Here is a 17693-nt window from a genome sequence, read left to right on the forward strand (position 1 = left end):
GCCGTGTGCCAGTACTGCGGGTGCCAGGCGATCACCGAGATCGAGCGCCTGACCCGCGAACACGACGACGTGGTGACCATGATCGGCGACGTACGTGCGGCCCGCGATCGAGGTGACGTGGCCGGGGTGGCTGCCGTCGCGCGGCGGATGGCGCTCGTCCTCGGTCCACACACGGCGGTGGAGGAGCAGGCCCTGTTCCCGCCGCTGGCCGACGAGTTCCCCGACCACGTCGCGAACCTGGTTTCCGAGCACCGCCTGATCGAGGCGGTGCTCGGAGAGGCCGGCGAGCGCATCCCCGCCGACCCGACGTGGCCCGACCGGTTGTCGGCCGCGCTGGACATGCTGCGCGAGCACATCCTCGCCGAGCAGGACGGCGTGTTCCCCGCCGCGCTGAGCAGGCTCGGCACCGACGAGTGGGAAGCGGTCCAAGCGGTGCGCGACCGCGTCACGCCCGACCCGGGCGATCGCCCGGACGAACCGGACCGGGTGTCCCGCCGGCCGGCCTGATCCGCGCGGTGCTGGTAGCGGGGCGGGCCGGTCCGGCCGTTCAGCGGAGTGCGACGGTGAGCAGGACGGCGCTGTCGGCGAGCGCCGTCAGGCCGTGCCGGGTTGGCGGGATGGGCGCGAGGTCGCCGGAACCGAGGACCTGCTCATGGTCCTGGGTGTGCAGTCGCACCCGTCCGGTCAGGACGTGCAGCGTGGCGGCCGGTGGCGCGTCGTGCTCGGCCAGGTCGGCGCCTTCGGCCAGCGCGATGAGCGTGGCCCGCAGCGAGGTGCCGGTGACCAGGGTCCGGGCGGCCCGGCGCGAGTGGTGCTCGCGAGCCTGGTCGAGCAGTTCGGCGGCCAGCACGTCGACCTGGCTGACGTCGGGGTGTCCGGTCACTGCGTGCGCTCCCATCCGCGCCGCGGTGCGCGGTTGCCCAGTTGCGCATCCCGGCTGCGGTAGACGATGTAAGGACGGGTGAGGTAGCCCAGGGGCAAGGAGAACACGTGCACGAGGCGGCTGAAGGGCCAGAAGGCGAACAGCGCCCACGCGGCCAGGGCGTGGAGCCGGAAGCCGATCGGCGCCGCGGCCATCAGCTCGGGTGCCGGCTGCAGGGAGAAGATGGAGCGGAACCACGGCGAGACCGTCTCGCGGTAGTCGTGCGGGTGCTCGGTGAGGTTGCCCAGCACGGTGGTGCCCAGGCCGAGCACGATGGTGCCGACCAGGAGGACGTACATCACCTTGTCGTTGCGGGTGGTGGCGGAGAACACCGGGCCGACGGTGCGGCGGCGGTAGACCAGGATGGCCGCGCCGACCAGGGTGCACACCCCGGCCAGCACGCCGAGCGCCACGGCGACCACGTGGTAGGCGTCGTCACTGATCCCGACAGCCTCGGTCCACGACTTCAGCACCAGCAGACCGCCGATGTGGCCGATCACCACGACCAGGATGCCGAAGTGGAACAGCGGGCTGCCCAGGCGCAGCAGCCGGTTCTCGTAGAGCTGCGAGGAGCGGGTGGTCCAGCCGAACTTGTCGTAGCGGTAGCGCCAGACGTGGCCCACGACGAACACGGCGATGGCCACGTACGGCACGACCACCCACAGCATGATGTCCAGCGTGCCCGGTGACGACGGCACGGGCTGGGCGGCGAGCGACGTGGTCATCGGGGACCTCCTTGCGGCATGTACTCGGGAGGTGCGAACGGGGCGAGGCCGACCTCTTCCTCGGGTGGCCCCTCGGCGGCCAGCCGGGCGACCGCCTCGTGGACCCGCTTGCCCAGCGGTGGCAGCGTGGCCGACACCGACTCCAGGACGTGCGCCCACGGCGAGCCGGCCTCGCGCAGTCCCAGGCGGATCAGTTCCAGCCCGGCCCGGTGTTCGGTCATCAGCCGCAGGCCGACCACCGGGTCGCCGGTGGCGGCGAACTCCAGCACCACGGCCACGTGGTCGGGCAGCTCACCGTCGTCGAGTTCCAGTCCGGCGGCGCGGTAGGCGTGCTTGAAGCGCAACAGGGCCATGCCGCGCTTGCGGGTGTCGCCGTAGGCGAAGTAGGTCAGGTAGGGGCTGAACCTCTTGCGGTGGTCGAAGGTCGCCACGTAGTCCGCGGCGAGGTCGATCAGCGGTGTGGCCTCGACGTGGTCCAGGAACGCGGCCAGCGGTGCGGCGAGCACCGCCGGCAGCGTCCCCGTCGCTGCCCGCAGCAGCGGCAACCGCTCCACCAGCCGCTCGTCGGGGTAGCTCAACAGCAGCGATTGGACCTGCCATGCGGTGGCGCGGTCGACGTCGGTGAGCGTCATGGTTCCGGGTCCACCTCGCCGGCGGGGTCGCCGCCCTCGTCGGGGCGCCGTTTCGGCGGGAACATGCCCGCCGGGCGGCCCTTGCCGTCCCAGTTGAGGAGGTTGACCCGGTTCTGCTTGTCCATGGGCGCGGCGACGGTGTCGGTGGTCTGGCGGTCGCGCAGCATGTGGAAGTTCTCCACGGCGATCGGTGAGTTGCCGCCGGAGTTCTCGCCGAACGGCCCCGAGCCACCCATGCCGGGCCCGCCCTCGTAGTCCAGGCTGCACTCGGTGGCCAGTTCCTCCAGGCCGTGAGCCTGTTCGGCGTGGGCGGGCGGGATGACGTAGCGCTCGTCGTACTTGGCCAGCGCAAGCAGCCGGTACATGTCGTAGATTTGCTCACCGGTCATGCCGACCTCGGCCGCCACGGCCTCGCGGGGCTCGCGTCCGAGGTTGATGTCGCGCATGTAGCAGCGCATCGCGGCCAGGCGGCGCAGGACGGCGTCGACCGGCTCGACGTCACCGGCGGTGAACAGCTGCGCGAGGTACTCGGCCGGGATGCGGAGTGCGTCGATGGCGGCGAACAGGTTGCCGTGGTCCTCGGCGTCGTGGCCGGTGTCGCGGACGATGTCGACCACCGGGGACAACGGCGGGATGTACCAGACCATGGGCATCGTCCGGTATTCCGGGTGCAGCGGCAGGGCGACCTTGAACGTGTTGATCAGCGAGTGGATCGGGGAGCGCTGGGCGGCCTCGATCCAGTCGCGCGGGATGCCCGCCTTCTCGGCCTCGCGGACCACCGCGGGGTCGTCGGGGTCGAGGAAGACCGCGCGCTGCGCGTCGTAGAGGTCGTGCTCGTCCGGTGTCGACGCGGCTTCCAGGACCTTGTCGGCGTCGTAGAGGACCAACCCGATGTAGCGCAGCCGGCCCACGCAGGTCTCCGCGCACACGGTGGGGATGCCCACCTCGATGCGGGGGAAGCAGAACGTGCACTTCTCGGCCTTGCCGGTGCGGTGGTTGAAGTAGACCTTCTTGTACGGGCAGCCCGACACGCACATCCGCCAGCCGCGGCAGCGGTCCTGGTCGACCAGCACGATGCCGTCCTCACTGCGCTTGTAGATCGCGCCGGACGGGCACGAGGCGGCGCAGGAGGGGTTGAGGCAGTGCTCGCAGATGCGCGGCAGGTAGAACATGAACGTCTGCTCGAACTCGAACTTCACCTTGTCGGAGATGCCCTTGAGCAGCGGGTCTTTGTCACCGTGGTCGGGCGCGCCGCCGAGGTTGTCGTCCCAGTTGGCCGACCAGGTGATCTTCGTGGGCTCACCGCTGATCAACGACCGCGGCGGTGCGACCGGCGTGTGCTCCTGCAGCGGCGCGCTGGTGAGGTTGTCGTAGTCGTAGGTCCAGGGCTCGTAGTAGTCCTGGATGCCGGGCATCTTCGGGTTGCTGAAGATGGTCAGCAGCTTGCGCAGCCGCCCGCCGCCCTTGAGCTTGAGCCTGCCGCGCTTGTTCAGCGCCCAGCCCCCGCGCCAGCGCTCCTGGTCTTCATACGTGCGCGGGTAGCCCTGGCCGGGTCGGGTCTCGACGTTGTTGAACCACACGTACTCGACACCGGTGCGGTTGGTCCACGCCTGCTTGCAGGTCACCGAGCAGGTGTGGCAGCCGATGCACTTGTCGAGGTTCATCACCATCGCCATCTGCGCCATGACCCTCATCAGTACCGCACCTCCTGGCTGCGACGGCGGATGACGGTGACCTCGTCGCGCTGGTTGCCGGTCGGTCCGAGGTAGTTGAACGCGAACGACAGCTGCGCGTAGCCGCCGATCAGGTGCGACGGCTTGACCAGCAGGCGGGTCAGCGAGTTGTGGATGCCGCCGCGCTTGCCGGAGGTCTCGGCGCGCGGCACGTCGATGAGCCGGTCCTGGGCGTGGTGCATGTAGACGGTGCCCTCGGGCATCCGGTGGGAGACGACGGCTCGGGCGACGACGACGCCGTTGCGGTTGACCGCCTCGATCCAGTCGTTGTCGGCCACACCGACCTTCGCCGCGTCCTCCTTGGACATCCAGATCGTCTGCCCGCCGCGTGACAGGCTGAGCATGAAGAGGTTGTCCTGGTACTCGGAGTGGATGGACCACTTGCTGTGCGGGGTGAGGTACCGGACCGTGATGCCCAGTTCGCCCCTCTCGCCCACGCGGGGTTCGTCGAACAGCGCGTGCATGTCCAGCGGGGGGCGGAACACCGGGAGCTGCTCCCCCAGCTCCGCCATCCAGTCGTGGTCGAGGAAGAAGTGCTGGCGGCCGGTGAGGGTGTGCCAGGGCTTGAGGCGCTCGACGTTGATGGTGAACGGCGAGTAGCGCCGTCCACCGGTCTCGGAGCCCGACCACTCCGGTGAGGTGATCACGGGAACCGGCGCGGACTGGGTGTCGGCGAAGGTGATCTGCTTGCCCTCGTGCTCGGCCGCCAGGTCGGCCAGCCGCGTACCGGTCCGCTGCTCCACCGTGCGGAACCCCTGGGTGGCCAGGTGGCCGTTGGTGGTGCCCGACAGCGCGAGGATCGCTTCGCAGGCGTGCACGTCGCGCACCAACGACGGGCGGCCGTCGGCGGGGCCGCCGCGGATCGCGCCGTTCTTGTGGCGCAGGTACTCCACCTCCCGCTCGACCCGGAAGGTGACCCCCTTGGTGGTCGCGCCGAGCGAGTCGACCAGCGGGCCCAGCGCGCCCATCTTCGCCGCGATGGCGGTGTAGTCGCGCTCCACCACCGTGATCCTCGGCATGGTGACACCGGGAACCGGCTCGCACTCACCCGCCTTCCAGTCCCGCACCACACCGTGCGGGTTCGCCAGTTCGTCGGGGGTGTCGTGCAGCAACGGGGTGGCCACCAGGTCCTTGCGCGTGCCGAGGTGGTCGGCGGCGAGGCGGCTGAAGGTCTCGGCGATGGCCTGGAAGGCCGCCCAGTCGGTGCGGGTCTGCCACGGTGGGGCGATCGCGGGGTTGAACGAGTGCACGAACGGGTGCATGTCGGTGGTGTTCAGGTCGTGCTTCTCGTACCAGGTGGCGGCCGGCAGCACCACGTCGGAGAAGATCGTGGTGCTGGTCATGCGGAAGTCCAGCGACAGCAGCAGGTCGAGCTTGCCGACCGGCGCCTCGTCGTGCCAGACCACGTCCCTCGGCCGAGCCCCGGGCGGGGACTCCTCGGCACGCAGCGAGTTGTCGGTGCCCAGCAGGTGCTTGAGGAAGTACTCGTTCCCCTTGCCGGACGAACCGAGCAGGTTGGCCCGCCAGACGCTGAGCACGCGGGGGAAGTTCTCCGGTGAGTCGGGGTCCTCGCAGGCGAACCGCAGCCGGTCGGCCTTCAGCTCCGACACCACGTGGTCGGCGGCGGGCACGCCGGCGCGCTCGGCCTCGTCGGCCAGGTCCAGCGGGTTGCGGTCGAACGTCGGGTAGGACGGCATCCAGCCCATGCGCGCGGACTGGGCGATCACGTCCGCCGTCGCCTTGCCCGCCAACTGCCCGCCGGCCGTGGCGGAGGCGAGGGTGTCGGCGCCGAACCGGTCGTAGCGGAACTGGTCGGTGTGCAGGTACCAGTAGGCGGTCTGGATCATCTGCCGCGGCGGGCGCGACCAGTCCAGCCCGAAGGCCAACTGCGACCAGCCGGTGATCGGGCGGCACTTCTCCTGGCCGACGTAGTGCGCCCACCCGCCGCCGTTGACGCCCTGGCAGCCGGTCAGCGTGGTCAGGGTCAGGAACGCCCGGTAGATGGTGTCGGAGTGGAACCAGTGGTTGGTCCCCGCGCCCATGATGATCATCGACCGGCCGCGGGTGTCCTCCGCGTTGGCGGCGAACTCGCGCCCGATCCGCGCCGCCGCCTGCGCCGGAACCCCCGTGAACGCCTCCTGCCAGGCAGGCGTGTACGGCTGCTCGGCGTCGTCGTAGCCGCTGGGCCACACGCCCGGCAAGCCCTCGCGGCGCACCCCGTACTGCGCCAGCAACAGGTCGAACACCGTCGTGACCAGGTGCCCGCCCACCCGTCGCACCGGCACCCCGCGGCGCAGCGCGGACGTCGAGCCGTCCGGTGAGTCGAAGCGCGGCAGCTCCACCACCACGGATTCGGCGTCTTCGACCGACAGCAGCGGGTCGACGTCGCCCAGGTCCAGGTTCCAGCGGCCCGCGCCCTGCTCGCCGTAGCGGTGGCCCAGGGAGCCGTTGGGGACCACCGGCTCGCCCGTCGCCGAGTCGAGCAGGACGGTCTTGAACGCCGGGTTCTCCTGGTCGCCGTGGTCCGGCAGGTCGGCGGCGGTGAGGAACTTCCCGGGTCGGTGGACCTGCCCGTGCTCGTCGAGCCGGACCAGGAACGGCAGATCGGTGTAGCGCTTGACGTAATCGGTGAAGTAGGGCACCTGCCGGTCCACGAAGAACTCGCGCAGGACCACGTGGCCCATCGCCATCGCCAGCGCACCGTCCGTGCCGGGTCGGGCGGCCAGCCACTCGTCGGCGAACTTCACGTTGTCGGCGTAGTCGGGCGCGACCGCGACCACCTTCTGCCCCCGGTAGCGCGCCTCCGCCATCCAGTGCGCGTCCGGCGTGCGGGTCACCGGGATGTTGGAGCCCCACATGACCAGGTACCCGGCATCCCACCAGTCCGCCGATTCCGGCACGTCGGTCTGGTCGCCGAAGACCTGCGGCGACGCGACCGGCAGGTCGGCGTACCAGTCGTAGAACGAGAGCATCGTGCCACCGAGCAGCGAGACGAACCGTGCGCCGGAAGCGTGCGAGACCATCGACATCGCGGGGATCGGCGAGAACCCGGCAACCCGGTCGGGGCCGTAGGTCCTGATCGTGTGCACGTGCGCGGCGGCGACCATCTCGGTCGCCTCGTCCCACGTCGCCCGGACCAGGCCGCCCTTGCCTCGTGCCGCCTTGTACCGCCGTGCGCGTCCAGGGTCCTCGACGACGTCTGCCCAGGCCAGGACCGGGTCACCGGTGCGCTGCTTGGCCTCGCGGTACATCTCCAGCAGCACACCGCGCACGTACGGGTAGCGCACCCGGGTCGGCGAGTAGGTGTACCAGGAGAACGCCGCTCCGCGCGGGCAGCCGCGCGGCTCGTACTCCGGCGAGTCGGGCCCGACCGACGGGTAGTCGGTCTGCTGCGACTCCCAGGTGATGATCCCGTCCTTGACGTAGACCTTCCACGAGCACGACCCGGTGCAGTTCACCCCGTGCGTGGAGCGGACCACCTTGTCGTGGCTCCACCGGTCCCGGTAGAACTCGTCGGCCTGCCGACCACCTATCTGGTGCAGTGTGCGCAGGTCAGGCGACACCTCGGCCCGGGTGAAGAACCGGCGGGTGCGGATCAGCGCCTCGGTCAGCCCGGTGTCCATACCCGTGCCGCGGATTCGAGGGTCGGCGTCGGTGCTCACAGGCGAAACTCCTCGGGCATCCGCAGAGCGAGGTGATCGACAGGGCTGTGCCGACCATAATGCGGGTGGAGCCGGCTCGCAGCACTCGGCAGAGTCGTCCCGGCCGCCGGAGCGGTCGGTGAGCGCGCCGACGGGATGCCGTCACGCCGTCCACCCCGCACCGCGCGCGTCCTGGAGCAGGGTTCAACGTCCGGTCCGCCCGGGACTTTCGTCCCTGCCGCCCGGGTGGGCGGCGTAGTGGACTCGCACGCATGGAATCCAGTGGGGCGGCCCGGTCGGTGCAGCGCGGTCGGAGTTACTTCAACCGCGGCTCGGTGTCGGCGGACGGACGGACTCTGCATCAGATCGACCGCGGCGAGTGGGAGCGGTTCTACCGGGACCGCTGGTCGCACGACAAGGTGGTGCGGTCTACGCACGGCGTGAACTGCACCGGGTCGTGCTCGTGGCAGGTGTTCGTCAAGGACGGTTTGATCACCTGGGAGCACCAGGCCACCGACTACCCGTCGATCGGGCCCGACTCGCCGGAGTACGAGCCGCGCGGCTGCCCCAGGGGCGCGTCGTTCTCCTGGTACACCTACTCACCATCGCGAGTGCGCTACCCGTACGTGCGGGGCGCGCTGCTGCGGATGTGGAGGGAAGCGCGCACGAGGCTCGGCGATCCCGTGCTCGCGTGGGCCGAGATCACCGGCGACCCGGCGCGGTCGAAGGTGTACAAGAGGGCGAGGGGCAAAGGCGGTTTCGTCCGGTCTACCTGGGACGAGGTCACCGAGCTGGTCGCCGCCGCGCACGTGCACACCACGAAGACCTACGGCCCCGACCGCGTGGTCGGGTTCTCCCCCATCCCCGCGATGTCGATGGCCTCGTTCGCGGCGGGCACCCGCTACCACTCGCTGATCGGCGGCACGCTGTTGTCGTTCTACGACTGGTACGCCGACCTGCCGATCGCCTCGCCGCAGGTGTGGGGCGACCAGACCGACGTCCCGGAATCGGCGGACTGGTGGAACTCCAGCTACCTGGTCATGTGGGGCTCCAACATCCCGGTGACCCGCACCCCGGACGCACACTTCCTCACCGAGGCCAGGTACAAGGGCACGAAGGTCGTCGCGGTCAGCCCCGATTACGCCGACAACGTGAAGTTCGCCGACGACTGGCTCGCCCCGCACCCCGGTACGGACGGCGCGCTGGCGATGGCGATGGGCCACGTGGTCCTGCGCGAGTTCTTCGTCGACCGGGAGACGCCGTACTTCGCCGACTACACCAAGCGCTACACCGACCTGCCGTTCCTGGTCCGGCTGGAGGAACGGGACGGCGCGCACGTGCCCGGGAAGTTCCTCACCGCCGCCGACCTCGGCTCGACCGAGGAGAACGCCGAGTTCAAGACGGTGCTGCTCGACGAGGCGACCGGTGAGCCCGTCGTGCCCGGCGGGTCGCTGGGCCACCGCTGGGGTGATGCCGGTGAGGGCCGGTGGAACCTCGACCTCGGTGACGTGGCGCCCGTGCTCACGCTCCTGGACCGCGACGGCGACCGGGTGGCGGTCGACCTGCCGCGCTTCGACGTCGGCGAGACCGAGGGCGGTGGCTCGATCCGCCGGGGCGTGCCGACGACGACCGTCGGCGGCGTGCTCGTGACCACGGTTTTCGACCTGGTCATGGCGCAGTACGGGGTCGGACGCCCCGGCTTGCCCGGTGTGTGGCCGGAGTCCTACGACGACACCACGTCACCGTGCACCCCCGGCTGGGCCGAGGAGATCACCTCGGTGCCGGCGGCGACCACCGCCCGCATCGCCCGCGAGTTCGCCCGCAACGCCGAGCGCACCGAAGGGCGGTCGATGATCGCCATGGGCGCGGGCACGAACCACTGGTTCCACTCCGACACCATCTACCGCGCGTTCCTGTCGCTGGTGCTGCTCACCGGGTGCCAGGGCCGCAACGGCGGCGGCTGGGCGCACTACGTCGGGCAGGAGAAGGCCAGGCCCGTCACCGGCATGCAGCACCTGGCGTTCGCCTTCGACTGGCAGCGGCCGACCAGGCACATGGCCGGTACCGCGTTCTGGTACCTGGCCACCGACCAGTGGCGCTACGAGGGCTTCCGCGCCGACGAGCTGGCCAGCCCGCTCGGCCGAGGTCTGCTGGCGGGCAGGTCCTTCGCCGACTGCAACGCCCAGGCCGCGCGGCTGGGGTGGTTGCCGTCGCACCCGACGTTCAACCGCAACCCGCTCGACCTCGCCGACGAGGCGGCGGCGCGGGGCCGGACGGTCGCCGAGCACGTGGTCGAGGAACTGCGAGCCGACCGGCTGCGCTTCGCGGCCGAAGACCCGGACGACCCGGCCAACTTCCCCCGCGCGCTCACCGTGTGGCGGGCCAACCTGCTCGGCTCGTCGGGCAAGGGCAACGAGTACTTCCTGCGCCACCTGCTCGGCACCGACGCGGAGGCGCGCAGCGAGGAGAGCCCGGCCGACCTCCGACCCGTTGACGTGACCTGGCACGACGATGCTCCCGAGGGCAAGCTGGACCTGCTCACGACGATCGACTTCCGGATGACGTCGACGGCGTTGTTCGCCGACGTCGTGCTGCCCGCCGCGACGTGGTACGAGAAGCACGACCTGTCGACCACGGACATGCACCCGTTCGTGCACGCGTTCAACCCGGCCATCCCACCACCGTGGGAGGCGCGGTCGGACTACGACGCGTTCCTCGGCCTGGCCGATCGGTTCGCCGAGCTGGCGAAGGAGCACCTGGGCAAGCGCACGGACGTGCTGGCCGTGCCGCTGGCGCACGACACGGCCGACGAGCTGGCGCAACCCGGCGGCCGGGTGCGCGACTGGCGGGCCGGTGAGTGCGAGCCGACGCCGGGGCGCACCATGCCGAAGCTGGTCGCGATCGAGCGCGACTACCCGGCGACGGGCGAGAAGATGCGCTCGGTCGGCCCGCTGCTGGACTCGCTCGGGCTGACCACCAAGGGGGTCACCTACCGGCCCGACGAGGAGATCGAGCACCTTCGCCGCAAGAACGGCGTGCGCGGTCACGACCGCCCCTCGCTGGACACGGCGGAGCACATGTGCGAGGCCATCCTCTCGCTGTCCGGTACCACGAACGGCCGGCTGGCCGTGCAGGGCTTCCGCTCGTTGGAGAAGCGCACGGGGACCGCGCTCGCCGACCTCGCCGAGGAGCACGAGGGCAAGCGGATCTCGTTCGAGGACACCAAGAAAGGCCCGCAGGCGGTGATCACCTCCCCGGAGTGGTCGGGCAGCGAGACCGGCGGACGGCGCTACTCGGCGTTCGTGATCAACGTCGAGCGGTCCAAGCCGTGGCACACGCTCACCGGGCGGCAGCACTTCTTCGTCGACCACGACTGGCTCATCGAACTGGGCGAGCAGCTGCCGGTCTACCGGCCGCCGCTGAACATGGGCAGGCACTTCGGCTCACCGGAGCTGGGCGAGGACGGCCGCGCCGAGGTCACGGTGCGCTACCTGACCCCGCACTCGAAGTGGTCCATCCACTCCGAGTACCAGGACAACGCGTACATGCTGGCGCTGTCGCGCGGCGGGCCGGACATCTGGATGTCCACCGTGGACGCGGCGAAGATCGGCGTGGCGGACAACGACTGGGTCGAGGCGTACAACCGCAACGGCGTCGTCACGGCGCGCGCGGTGGTCTCGCACCGGATGCCCGAGGGCACGGTGTTCATGTACCACGCCAAGGACCGCAACGTGAACGTGCCGCGCACCGAGTTGAGCGGCCGGCGCGGCGGTGTGCACAACTCCCTGACCAGGCTGCTGCTCAAGCCGACCCACCTGGTCGGCGGGTACGCCCAGTTCACCTACGCGTTCAACTACTACGGGCCCACTGGCAACCAGCGCGACGAGGTCACCACGATCCGCCGCCGCACGCAGGAGGTGGAGTACTGATGCGCGTGATGGCGCAGGTGGCAATGGTGATGAACCTCGACAAGTGCATCGGCTGCCACACCTGTTCGGTGACCTGCAAGCAGACCTGGACCAACCGGGAGGGCACCGAGTACGTCTGGTTCAACAACGTCGAGACCAAACCCGGCATCGGCTACCCCAAGCGGTACGAGGACCAGGAGCGGTGGCGCGGCGGCTGGGTGCTCGACCGGCGCGGCAAGCTCAAGCTGCGCGGCGGAGGTCGGGTGCGGCGACTGCTGAGCCTGTTCGCCAACCCGGACCTGCCGTCGCTGGACGACTACTACGAGCCCATCACCTACGACTACGACACGCTGCTCAACGCGCCCGCGAGCGAGCACACACCGGTGATCCGGCCCAAGTCGGCGCTCACCGGCGAGGACACCGCCATCACCTGGGGCGCTAACTGGGAGGACGACCTCGGTGGCGCGGCCGAGCACGCTCCCGGCGACCCGAACCTGGCCGCGATGACGGAGAAGGTCAAGTTCGAGTACGAGCGCACGTTCATGTTCCACCTGCCGCGGATCTGCGAGCACTGCCTCAACCCGGCATGCGTGTCGGCGTGCCCGTCGGGCGCGATGTACAAGCGCGAGGAGGACGGCATCGTCCTCGTCGACCAGGACCGGTGCCGCGGCTGGCGGATGTGCGTGTCGGCGTGCCCGTACAAGAAGGTGTACGCCAACCACGTCACCGGCAAGGCCGAGAAGTGCACGTTCTGCTTCCCCCGCATCGAGGCCGGCCAGCCCACGGTGTGCGCGGAGACGTGCGTGGGGCGTCTGCGGTACATCGGCCTCGTGCTCTACGACGCCGACGCGGTGACCGCCGCGGTGAGCGTGCCCGATCCGGCCGATCTGCTGGAAGCCCAGCGCGCGGTGTTCCTGGACCCGCACGACCCGGCGGTGGCGGCTGCGGCGCTGGAGGACGGCGTCCCGGCCGACTGGCTGGAGGCGGCCCGGCGCTCCCCCGTGCACAAGCTCATCTCCGAATACCGGATCGCGCTGCCACTGCACCCGGAGTACCGGACCGCGCCGATGGTCTGGTACATCCCGCCGCTGTCGCCGGTGCTCGACGCGGTGTCCACGTCGGAAGGCGACGCCAACGACCCGGACGACGTGTTCCACGCCATCCGCGACCTGCGCATCCCGATCGAGTACCTGGCGAGCCTGTTCACCGCGGGTGACACGGAGGTCGTCGCCGGCGTGCTGATGAAGCTCGCGTCGATGCGCGGCTACATGCGCGCCCGGACGGTGGACGGGACGGTCGCCGACGACCTCCTCGCCGCGACCGGCATGTCCGCAGCCCAGATGGAGGCCATGTACCGGCTGCTGGCGATCGCCAAGTACGACGAGCGCTACGTCATCCCCGCCGCGCACCGGGAGGACGCCGCCGCGCTCGCCGCGCAGGGCGCCGGGTGCAGCCTGGACGTCGAAGGAGGGCCCGGCATGGGCGGCGAGGACTTCCACGTGCTGCCCACCGACAACCGCATCCGGCTGCCGCTGCACGTGGCCGACGCGAAAGAGGCGCGGCGGTGAACGCGCGACAGGAAGCGCTCGCGCTGATCGCGCTGCTGTTGCAGTACCCGGACGAGGCGTTGTCGGCGGGGCGCGACGAGTTCACCGCGACGGCGCGGAACCTGCCCGCCGACGCGACACGGGCCGCACTGCTCGACTTCCTCGACTGGTACGGGGAACAGCCGCCGTTCGAACTGGCGCAGCACTACGTGGAGACGTTCGACCTGCGCCGCCGCACCAGCCTCTACCTGACCTACTACCTGCACGGCGACACCCGTCGCCGCGGGATGGCCATGCTGGTGCTCAAGCAGCGCTACCGGGCGGCCGGGCTCGCCCCGCCCGAGGACGAACTGCCCGACTACCTGCCGGTGGTGTGCGAGTTCGCCGCGCTGCTCGGCCCCGGCGCCGGCGAAGCGCCGCTGCGGCAGCACCGGACAGGCCTGGAGTTGATTCGCGCCGGACTGCACGACGCGGGCTCTCCGTACGCCCTCCTGCTCGGCGCCCTGACCACACTGATGGGCGAGCTCTCGGAGGCCGACCGCGCGGCGGTGCTGGCCTTGGCCGCCGACGGCCCACCCGACGAAGAAGTCGGGCTGGCACCGTTCGCCCCGCCGGACTACCTGACCGGAACGGAGATCCGAGCGTGAACACCCTGCTCTGGGTGGTGCTCCCCTACGCCGCACTCACCGTCTTCGCAGTCGGCCACGCCTGGCGGTGGCGGGTCGACCAGTTCGGCTGGACCACCCGCACCACGCAGCTGTTGGAGCACCGCTGGCTGCGCTGGGGCTCGCCGCTGTTCCACCTCGGCGTGTTCGCCGCCATCGCCGGGCACGCCCTCGGCCTGCTCGTGCCGAAGTCCTGGACCGAGGTGATCGGGGTTTCCGAGGGGCTGTACCACGCGGTCTCGGTCGGCGCGGGCACCGCCGCGGCGGTCATGCTCGTCGTCGGGCTCGGGCTGCTGCTGGCCCGCCGGTTCGTCAACGGTCGGGTCCGGCGCACCACCACCCCCACCGACAAGCTGCTGTTCGCCGTGCTCACGGTCGTGATCGCGCTGGGCGTGACGGCCACCGTCGGCGAGAACCTGATCGGCGCCGGCTACGACTACCGGGAGACGATCTCGGTGTGGTTCCGCGGCCTGTTCCGGCTTCAGCCCGACCCGGTGCTGATGGCCGACGTGCCGCTGGTGTTCCAGCTCCACGCCCTCAGCGCCTTCGCGCTCTTCGCGATCTGGCCGTTCACCCGCCTGGTGCACGTCTGGTCGGCGCCGATCGCGTACCTGTGGCGGCCCTACGTCGTCTACCGCCGCCGCGCGACCCCGGGCAGGCCGCGATGATCGAGGGCATCACGCTCACCCGGCGCCGCCGCGCACCGGTCTTCGTGTGGGGCAACGTCCTCGTGCTCGGCTGGCTCGCCGCGGCGGTCGCCCTGGCCGCGGGCGCCGACCGGTGGGGGTTGCCGGAGTGGCTGCCACTGCACGCTTTCCTGCTCGGCTCGGTCACCACGGCGATCGTGATCTGGTCCGAGCACTTCGTGGTCACCCTGTGCCGCGTGCAAGGGCCCTCCGACCGCAAGCTCGCGATCGGCCTCACCGCGATCAGCGTGCTGGTGACCGCCGTGCTGGTCGGCGTCGTAACGGACCTGACCGCGCTGACGGCCGTCGGCGGCGCGGGTCTGGCGGTGATCGCCACCGTGCACACCTGGCACCTGCTGCGCTGGCGGCGGACCGCGATGGTCCCCCGGTTCCGCTACCTGATCGACTTCTACGCCGCCGCCGGCGCCGCCCTGGCGATCGGCGCGGTGTTCGGCGCGGCCTTGGCCCTGGGCGCCGGTTGGCATGAACGCGCGCTGGCGGCGCACGTCCACGTCACGCTGCTGGGCTGGGTGGGGTTGTCCGTGCTCGGCACGCTGTTCACGCTGCTGCCCACCACGTTGGGCACCCGGATGTCCGAGCGCACGGCCCGACTCGCCCGGCGGTCGCTGTGGCTGCTGGCAGCCGGGCTCGTCGTCGCGGTCACCGGCGTGGCGGTCGGCTGGTCGCCCGCAGCCGTCGCCGGCCTGCTGGTGTACGCGGCGGGTGTCGGGCTGGCGATGGCGCCGCTGGTCGACGCGTTGCGCCGCCGCCTGCCCCGCGGGCCGGCGGCGGCGATGCTGACCGCCGGCACGGCCTGGTTGGCGGCCGGCGTCGTGGTGGACGCCGGGCGGCAGCTCGTGGTGGGTCCGGCCGCGGCGCTGGAACCGGTGCTGCCGGTGCTGGTCGTCGGGTTCGCCGCACAGGTGCTGGTCGGGGCGCTGACGTGGCTGCTGCCGGTCGTGCTCGGTCGCGGCCCGTCCGAGCACAAGGACATCGCCGCCGTGCTGGGCCAGTGGTGGCGGTCGCGGCTGGTCGCGGCCAACGCCGCCGTGCCGCTGGTCGTGCTGCTGCCCACCGTCGGGTGGACGTTGGCGGCGGTGGCATTCGGCGGGTTCGTGGTCCTGGCGCTCGCGGTCGCCGCACCCGTCGCACTCCGGGGCGAGTGGCGGCCGGTCGACGGTCACCAGCTCGGCGGGCTCGTCCTCGGCGTCGCCGTGGTGGTGCTCGCCGCCGGTGTGGCCACCGGTGGCCACAGCGAGCCGACCACGTCCGCCCAGATCCGCACCGTCGACGTCGAACTGGACGGGATGGACGTGCGCCCCGCCGTGGTCGAGGTCGCGCCCGGCACCCACCTGGTGCTGCGCGTGACCAATCGGGAGGACGTCCGGCACGACCTCCGCGTGGACGCCGGACCCCGGACCAAGATGCTGCGCCAGGGCGAGACCGCCACCCTCGACGTGGGGGTCGTACGAGACGAGGTCAAAGGCTGGTGCACGGTCGCGGGCCACCGGGCGGCCGGGATGACGATCACCATCCGCACCACCGGCGGACACGCACACGGAACCGACGACAGCACGGCCACCGACGGCGGGCTGGACCTCGCCGGGCGGCCCTCCCCCGACTGGGCGGCCCGCGACGCACTGCTCGCACCCGCGCCCGCGGCCACGACGCACCGCATCGAGTTGCGCGTCGCGGAACAGGAGGTGGAGGTCGCTCCGGGGCAGAAGCAGCGCATGTGGACCTTCGGCGGCACGGCGCCCGGTCCGGTGCTGCGCGGCAAGGTCGGTGACCGGTTCGAGGTCACCCTGGTCAACGACGGCACGATCGGCCACAGCATCGACTTCCACGCCGGAGCCCTCGCCCCCGACGGCCCGATGCGCACCATCGAGCCCGGCGAACGGCTGGTGTACTCGTTCACCGCGCACCGGCCCGGCGCGTGGTTGTACCACTGCGGCACCATGCCGATGTCCCAGCACATCGCCAACGGCATGTACGGCGCGGTCGTGATCGACCCGCCAGACCTGCCACCGGTGGACGACGAGTTCCTGCTCGTCGGCTCGCAGCTGTACCTGGGCGAACCCGGCAGCGACGCGCAGGTGGCCAAGATCCGCGCGGGCACCCCGGACGGGTGGGTGTTCAACGGCGCGGCCGCGCAGTACGACCACGCGCCGCTGACCACCACCGTCGGCCGGAGGGTCAGGATCTGGCTGGTCAACGCGGGGCCTGGCGACAACATCGCCTTCCACGTCGTCGGCGGCCAGTTCGACACCGTCTACCGCGAGGGCGCGCGGTGGCCCACGACCGGCGCCCAAGCGCTGGACCTCGCACCCTCCCAGGGCGGCTACGTGGAGTTGGCGTTCCCGGAAACCGGGCGCTACCCCTTCGTCGACCACGACATGCGGCACGCCGAGAACGGCGCGCACGGCTACGTCGACGTGGCCGGGTGATCGACGTGCTCGACCTCTGGACCGTCGTGCGGTTCGTGCACGTGCTCGGCGCCGTGGTCTGGGTGGGCGGCCAGCTCACCGTCAGCGTCGTGGTGCTGCCCCCGGTGCGCCGGCTGCTCGCCTTGGAGCATCGCGGTGAGGTGCTCAAAGCGGTGGGCAAACGGTTCGCGCTCATCACCGCGGTCGGGTTCCTGCCCAGCCAGATCACCACCGGCGTGCTGCTGGCCGTGCGGCACGGCGTCACGTGGGAGTCCCTGACCCGCCCGGGGTACGGCCGAGTCCTGGCGGTCAAGCTACTGCTGTTCGCCTTCGTCATGGCCGCGGCAGCGGTGCACGGGACCGCTCAGGCGAAGGGCCGACCCGGGCGGGCGCGTACCGCGTCCGCGGCGGCGCTCGTCGGCTCGCTGGGCGTCGTCCTGCTCGCGACGGGCATGGTGGAAGGCGGGCACCGAGGTTGACGCGACAGGTCCCAGCGGCTTGTCGTACGAGCACGGCACGGTGTTCGCCCCGGGCGCGAACGCCGTGCCGCGTGGTTCCTCGCCCCGCATATCGGAGTGAGAGCGATCCGGAATCGTCCGTCTGCCGGAATTCAGTCCCACCGGAAAGGCGGCTGCCCCGATGCGGACGACCCGTGTTCCCGGTTTTCGGGTTGCTCCGGATGCCCGCAACGCCGACACCGCCGTCGACGACCGTTTCGCACAGACCCGTGCGCCATTTGCGCAGCAAGGCGAATGAGGGTACCCCGGCGCGGGTCAAGCGCTGGACCGACCGGAGCAACGTGCGGCGA

The 17693-nt window shown here is 71.1% G+C and carries 12 protein-coding genes; 7 read left to right on the forward strand and 5 right to left on the reverse strand.

Going from position 1 to position 17693, the window contains the following annotated elements; translation table 11 throughout:
* The first annotated feature begins 3 nt into the window (after nucleotides 1-3).
* Nucleotides 4-507 (forward strand): hemerythrin domain-containing protein, encoded by a 504-nt coding sequence (locus OQ02_RS15735; protein WP_033439143.1) that lies wholly within the window; start codon nucleotides 4-6, stop codon nucleotides 505-507.
* A 40-nt stretch (nucleotides 508-547) separates the two neighbouring features.
* On the opposite strand, the gene OQ02_RS15740 is transcribed toward OQ02_RS15735, so the two are convergent.
* From OQ02_RS15740 to OQ02_RS15760, 5 genes are read right to left on the reverse strand one after another with little or no spacing between them, the layout of a single operon-like run.
* Nucleotides 548-883, reverse strand: a complete 336-nt coding sequence (locus OQ02_RS15740; protein ID WP_033439144.1) for a hypothetical protein — start codon at nucleotides 881-883, stop codon at nucleotides 548-550.
* Entirely contained in the window at nucleotides 880-1647 is a 768-nt protein-coding gene (gene narI, locus OQ02_RS15745; protein WP_051772360.1) for a respiratory nitrate reductase subunit gamma, read from the reverse strand. The genes OQ02_RS15740 and narI (OQ02_RS15745) overlap by 4 nt, the downstream gene beginning before the upstream one ends.
* Nucleotides 1644-2279 carry a nitrate reductase molybdenum cofactor assembly chaperone gene (narJ, locus tag OQ02_RS15750; RefSeq protein WP_033439145.1) on the reverse strand — a complete coding sequence of 212 codons (636 nt, stop codon included), beginning with the start codon at nucleotides 2277-2279 and terminating at the stop codon, nucleotides 1644-1646. Before narJ (OQ02_RS15750) ends, narI (OQ02_RS15745) begins: the two co-directional genes overlap by 4 nt.
* On the reverse strand, nucleotides 2276-3973 hold the full coding sequence (gene narH, locus OQ02_RS15755) for a nitrate reductase subunit beta (RefSeq protein ID WP_033439146.1): 1698 nt from the start codon (nucleotides 3971-3973) through the stop codon (nucleotides 2276-2278). The genes narJ (OQ02_RS15750) and narH (OQ02_RS15755) overlap by 4 nt, the downstream gene beginning before the upstream one ends.
* Entirely contained in the window at nucleotides 3973-7635 is a 3663-nt protein-coding gene (locus OQ02_RS15760) for a nitrate reductase subunit alpha (RefSeq protein ID WP_033439147.1), read from the reverse strand. Before OQ02_RS15760 ends, narH (OQ02_RS15755) begins: the two co-directional genes overlap by 1 nt.
* A 290-nt stretch (nucleotides 7636-7925) precedes the next feature.
* Between OQ02_RS15760 and OQ02_RS15765 the strand changes: the two genes are divergently transcribed.
* From OQ02_RS15765 to OQ02_RS15790, 6 genes are read left to right on the forward strand one after another with little or no spacing between them, the layout of a single operon-like run.
* Nucleotides 7926-11582: a nitrate reductase subunit alpha gene (locus OQ02_RS15765; RefSeq protein ID WP_051772361.1), complete on the forward strand. Its 3657-nt coding sequence runs from the start codon at nucleotides 7926-7928 to the stop codon at nucleotides 11580-11582.
* On the forward strand, nucleotides 11582-13129 hold the full coding sequence (gene narH / locus OQ02_RS15770) for a nitrate reductase subunit beta (RefSeq protein ID WP_033439148.1): 1548 nt from the start codon (nucleotides 11582-11584) through the stop codon (nucleotides 13127-13129). The genes OQ02_RS15765 and narH (OQ02_RS15770) overlap by 1 nt, the downstream gene beginning before the upstream one ends.
* Nucleotides 13126-13755 carry a nitrate reductase molybdenum cofactor assembly chaperone gene (narJ, locus tag OQ02_RS15775; RefSeq protein WP_081915675.1) on the forward strand — a complete coding sequence of 210 codons (630 nt, stop codon included), beginning with the start codon at nucleotides 13126-13128 and terminating at the stop codon, nucleotides 13753-13755. The genes narH (OQ02_RS15770) and narJ (OQ02_RS15775) overlap by 4 nt, the downstream gene beginning before the upstream one ends.
* Nucleotides 13752-14441, forward strand: coding sequence for a respiratory nitrate reductase subunit gamma (gene narI, locus OQ02_RS15780; RefSeq protein WP_033439149.1), 690 nt, complete (start codon nucleotides 13752-13754; stop codon nucleotides 14439-14441). The genes narJ (OQ02_RS15775) and narI (OQ02_RS15780) overlap by 4 nt, the downstream gene beginning before the upstream one ends.
* A complete protein-coding gene (locus OQ02_RS15785; RefSeq protein ID WP_051772362.1) occupies nucleotides 14438-16906 on the forward strand; it encodes a multicopper oxidase domain-containing protein in 2469 nt (822 codons plus the stop codon). Before narI (OQ02_RS15780) ends, OQ02_RS15785 begins: the two co-directional genes overlap by 4 nt.
* Nucleotides 16903-17364: a hypothetical protein gene (locus OQ02_RS15790; protein ID WP_197043354.1), complete on the forward strand. Its 462-nt coding sequence runs from the start codon at nucleotides 16903-16905 to the stop codon at nucleotides 17362-17364. Before OQ02_RS15785 ends, OQ02_RS15790 begins: the two co-directional genes overlap by 4 nt.
* Nucleotides 17365-17693 lie beyond the last annotated feature (329 nt).

The organism is Saccharothrix sp. NRRL B-16314, assembly GCF_000716595.1.
In the GTDB taxonomy this organism is placed as follows: domain Bacteria; phylum Actinomycetota; class Actinomycetes; order Mycobacteriales; family Pseudonocardiaceae; genus Actinosynnema.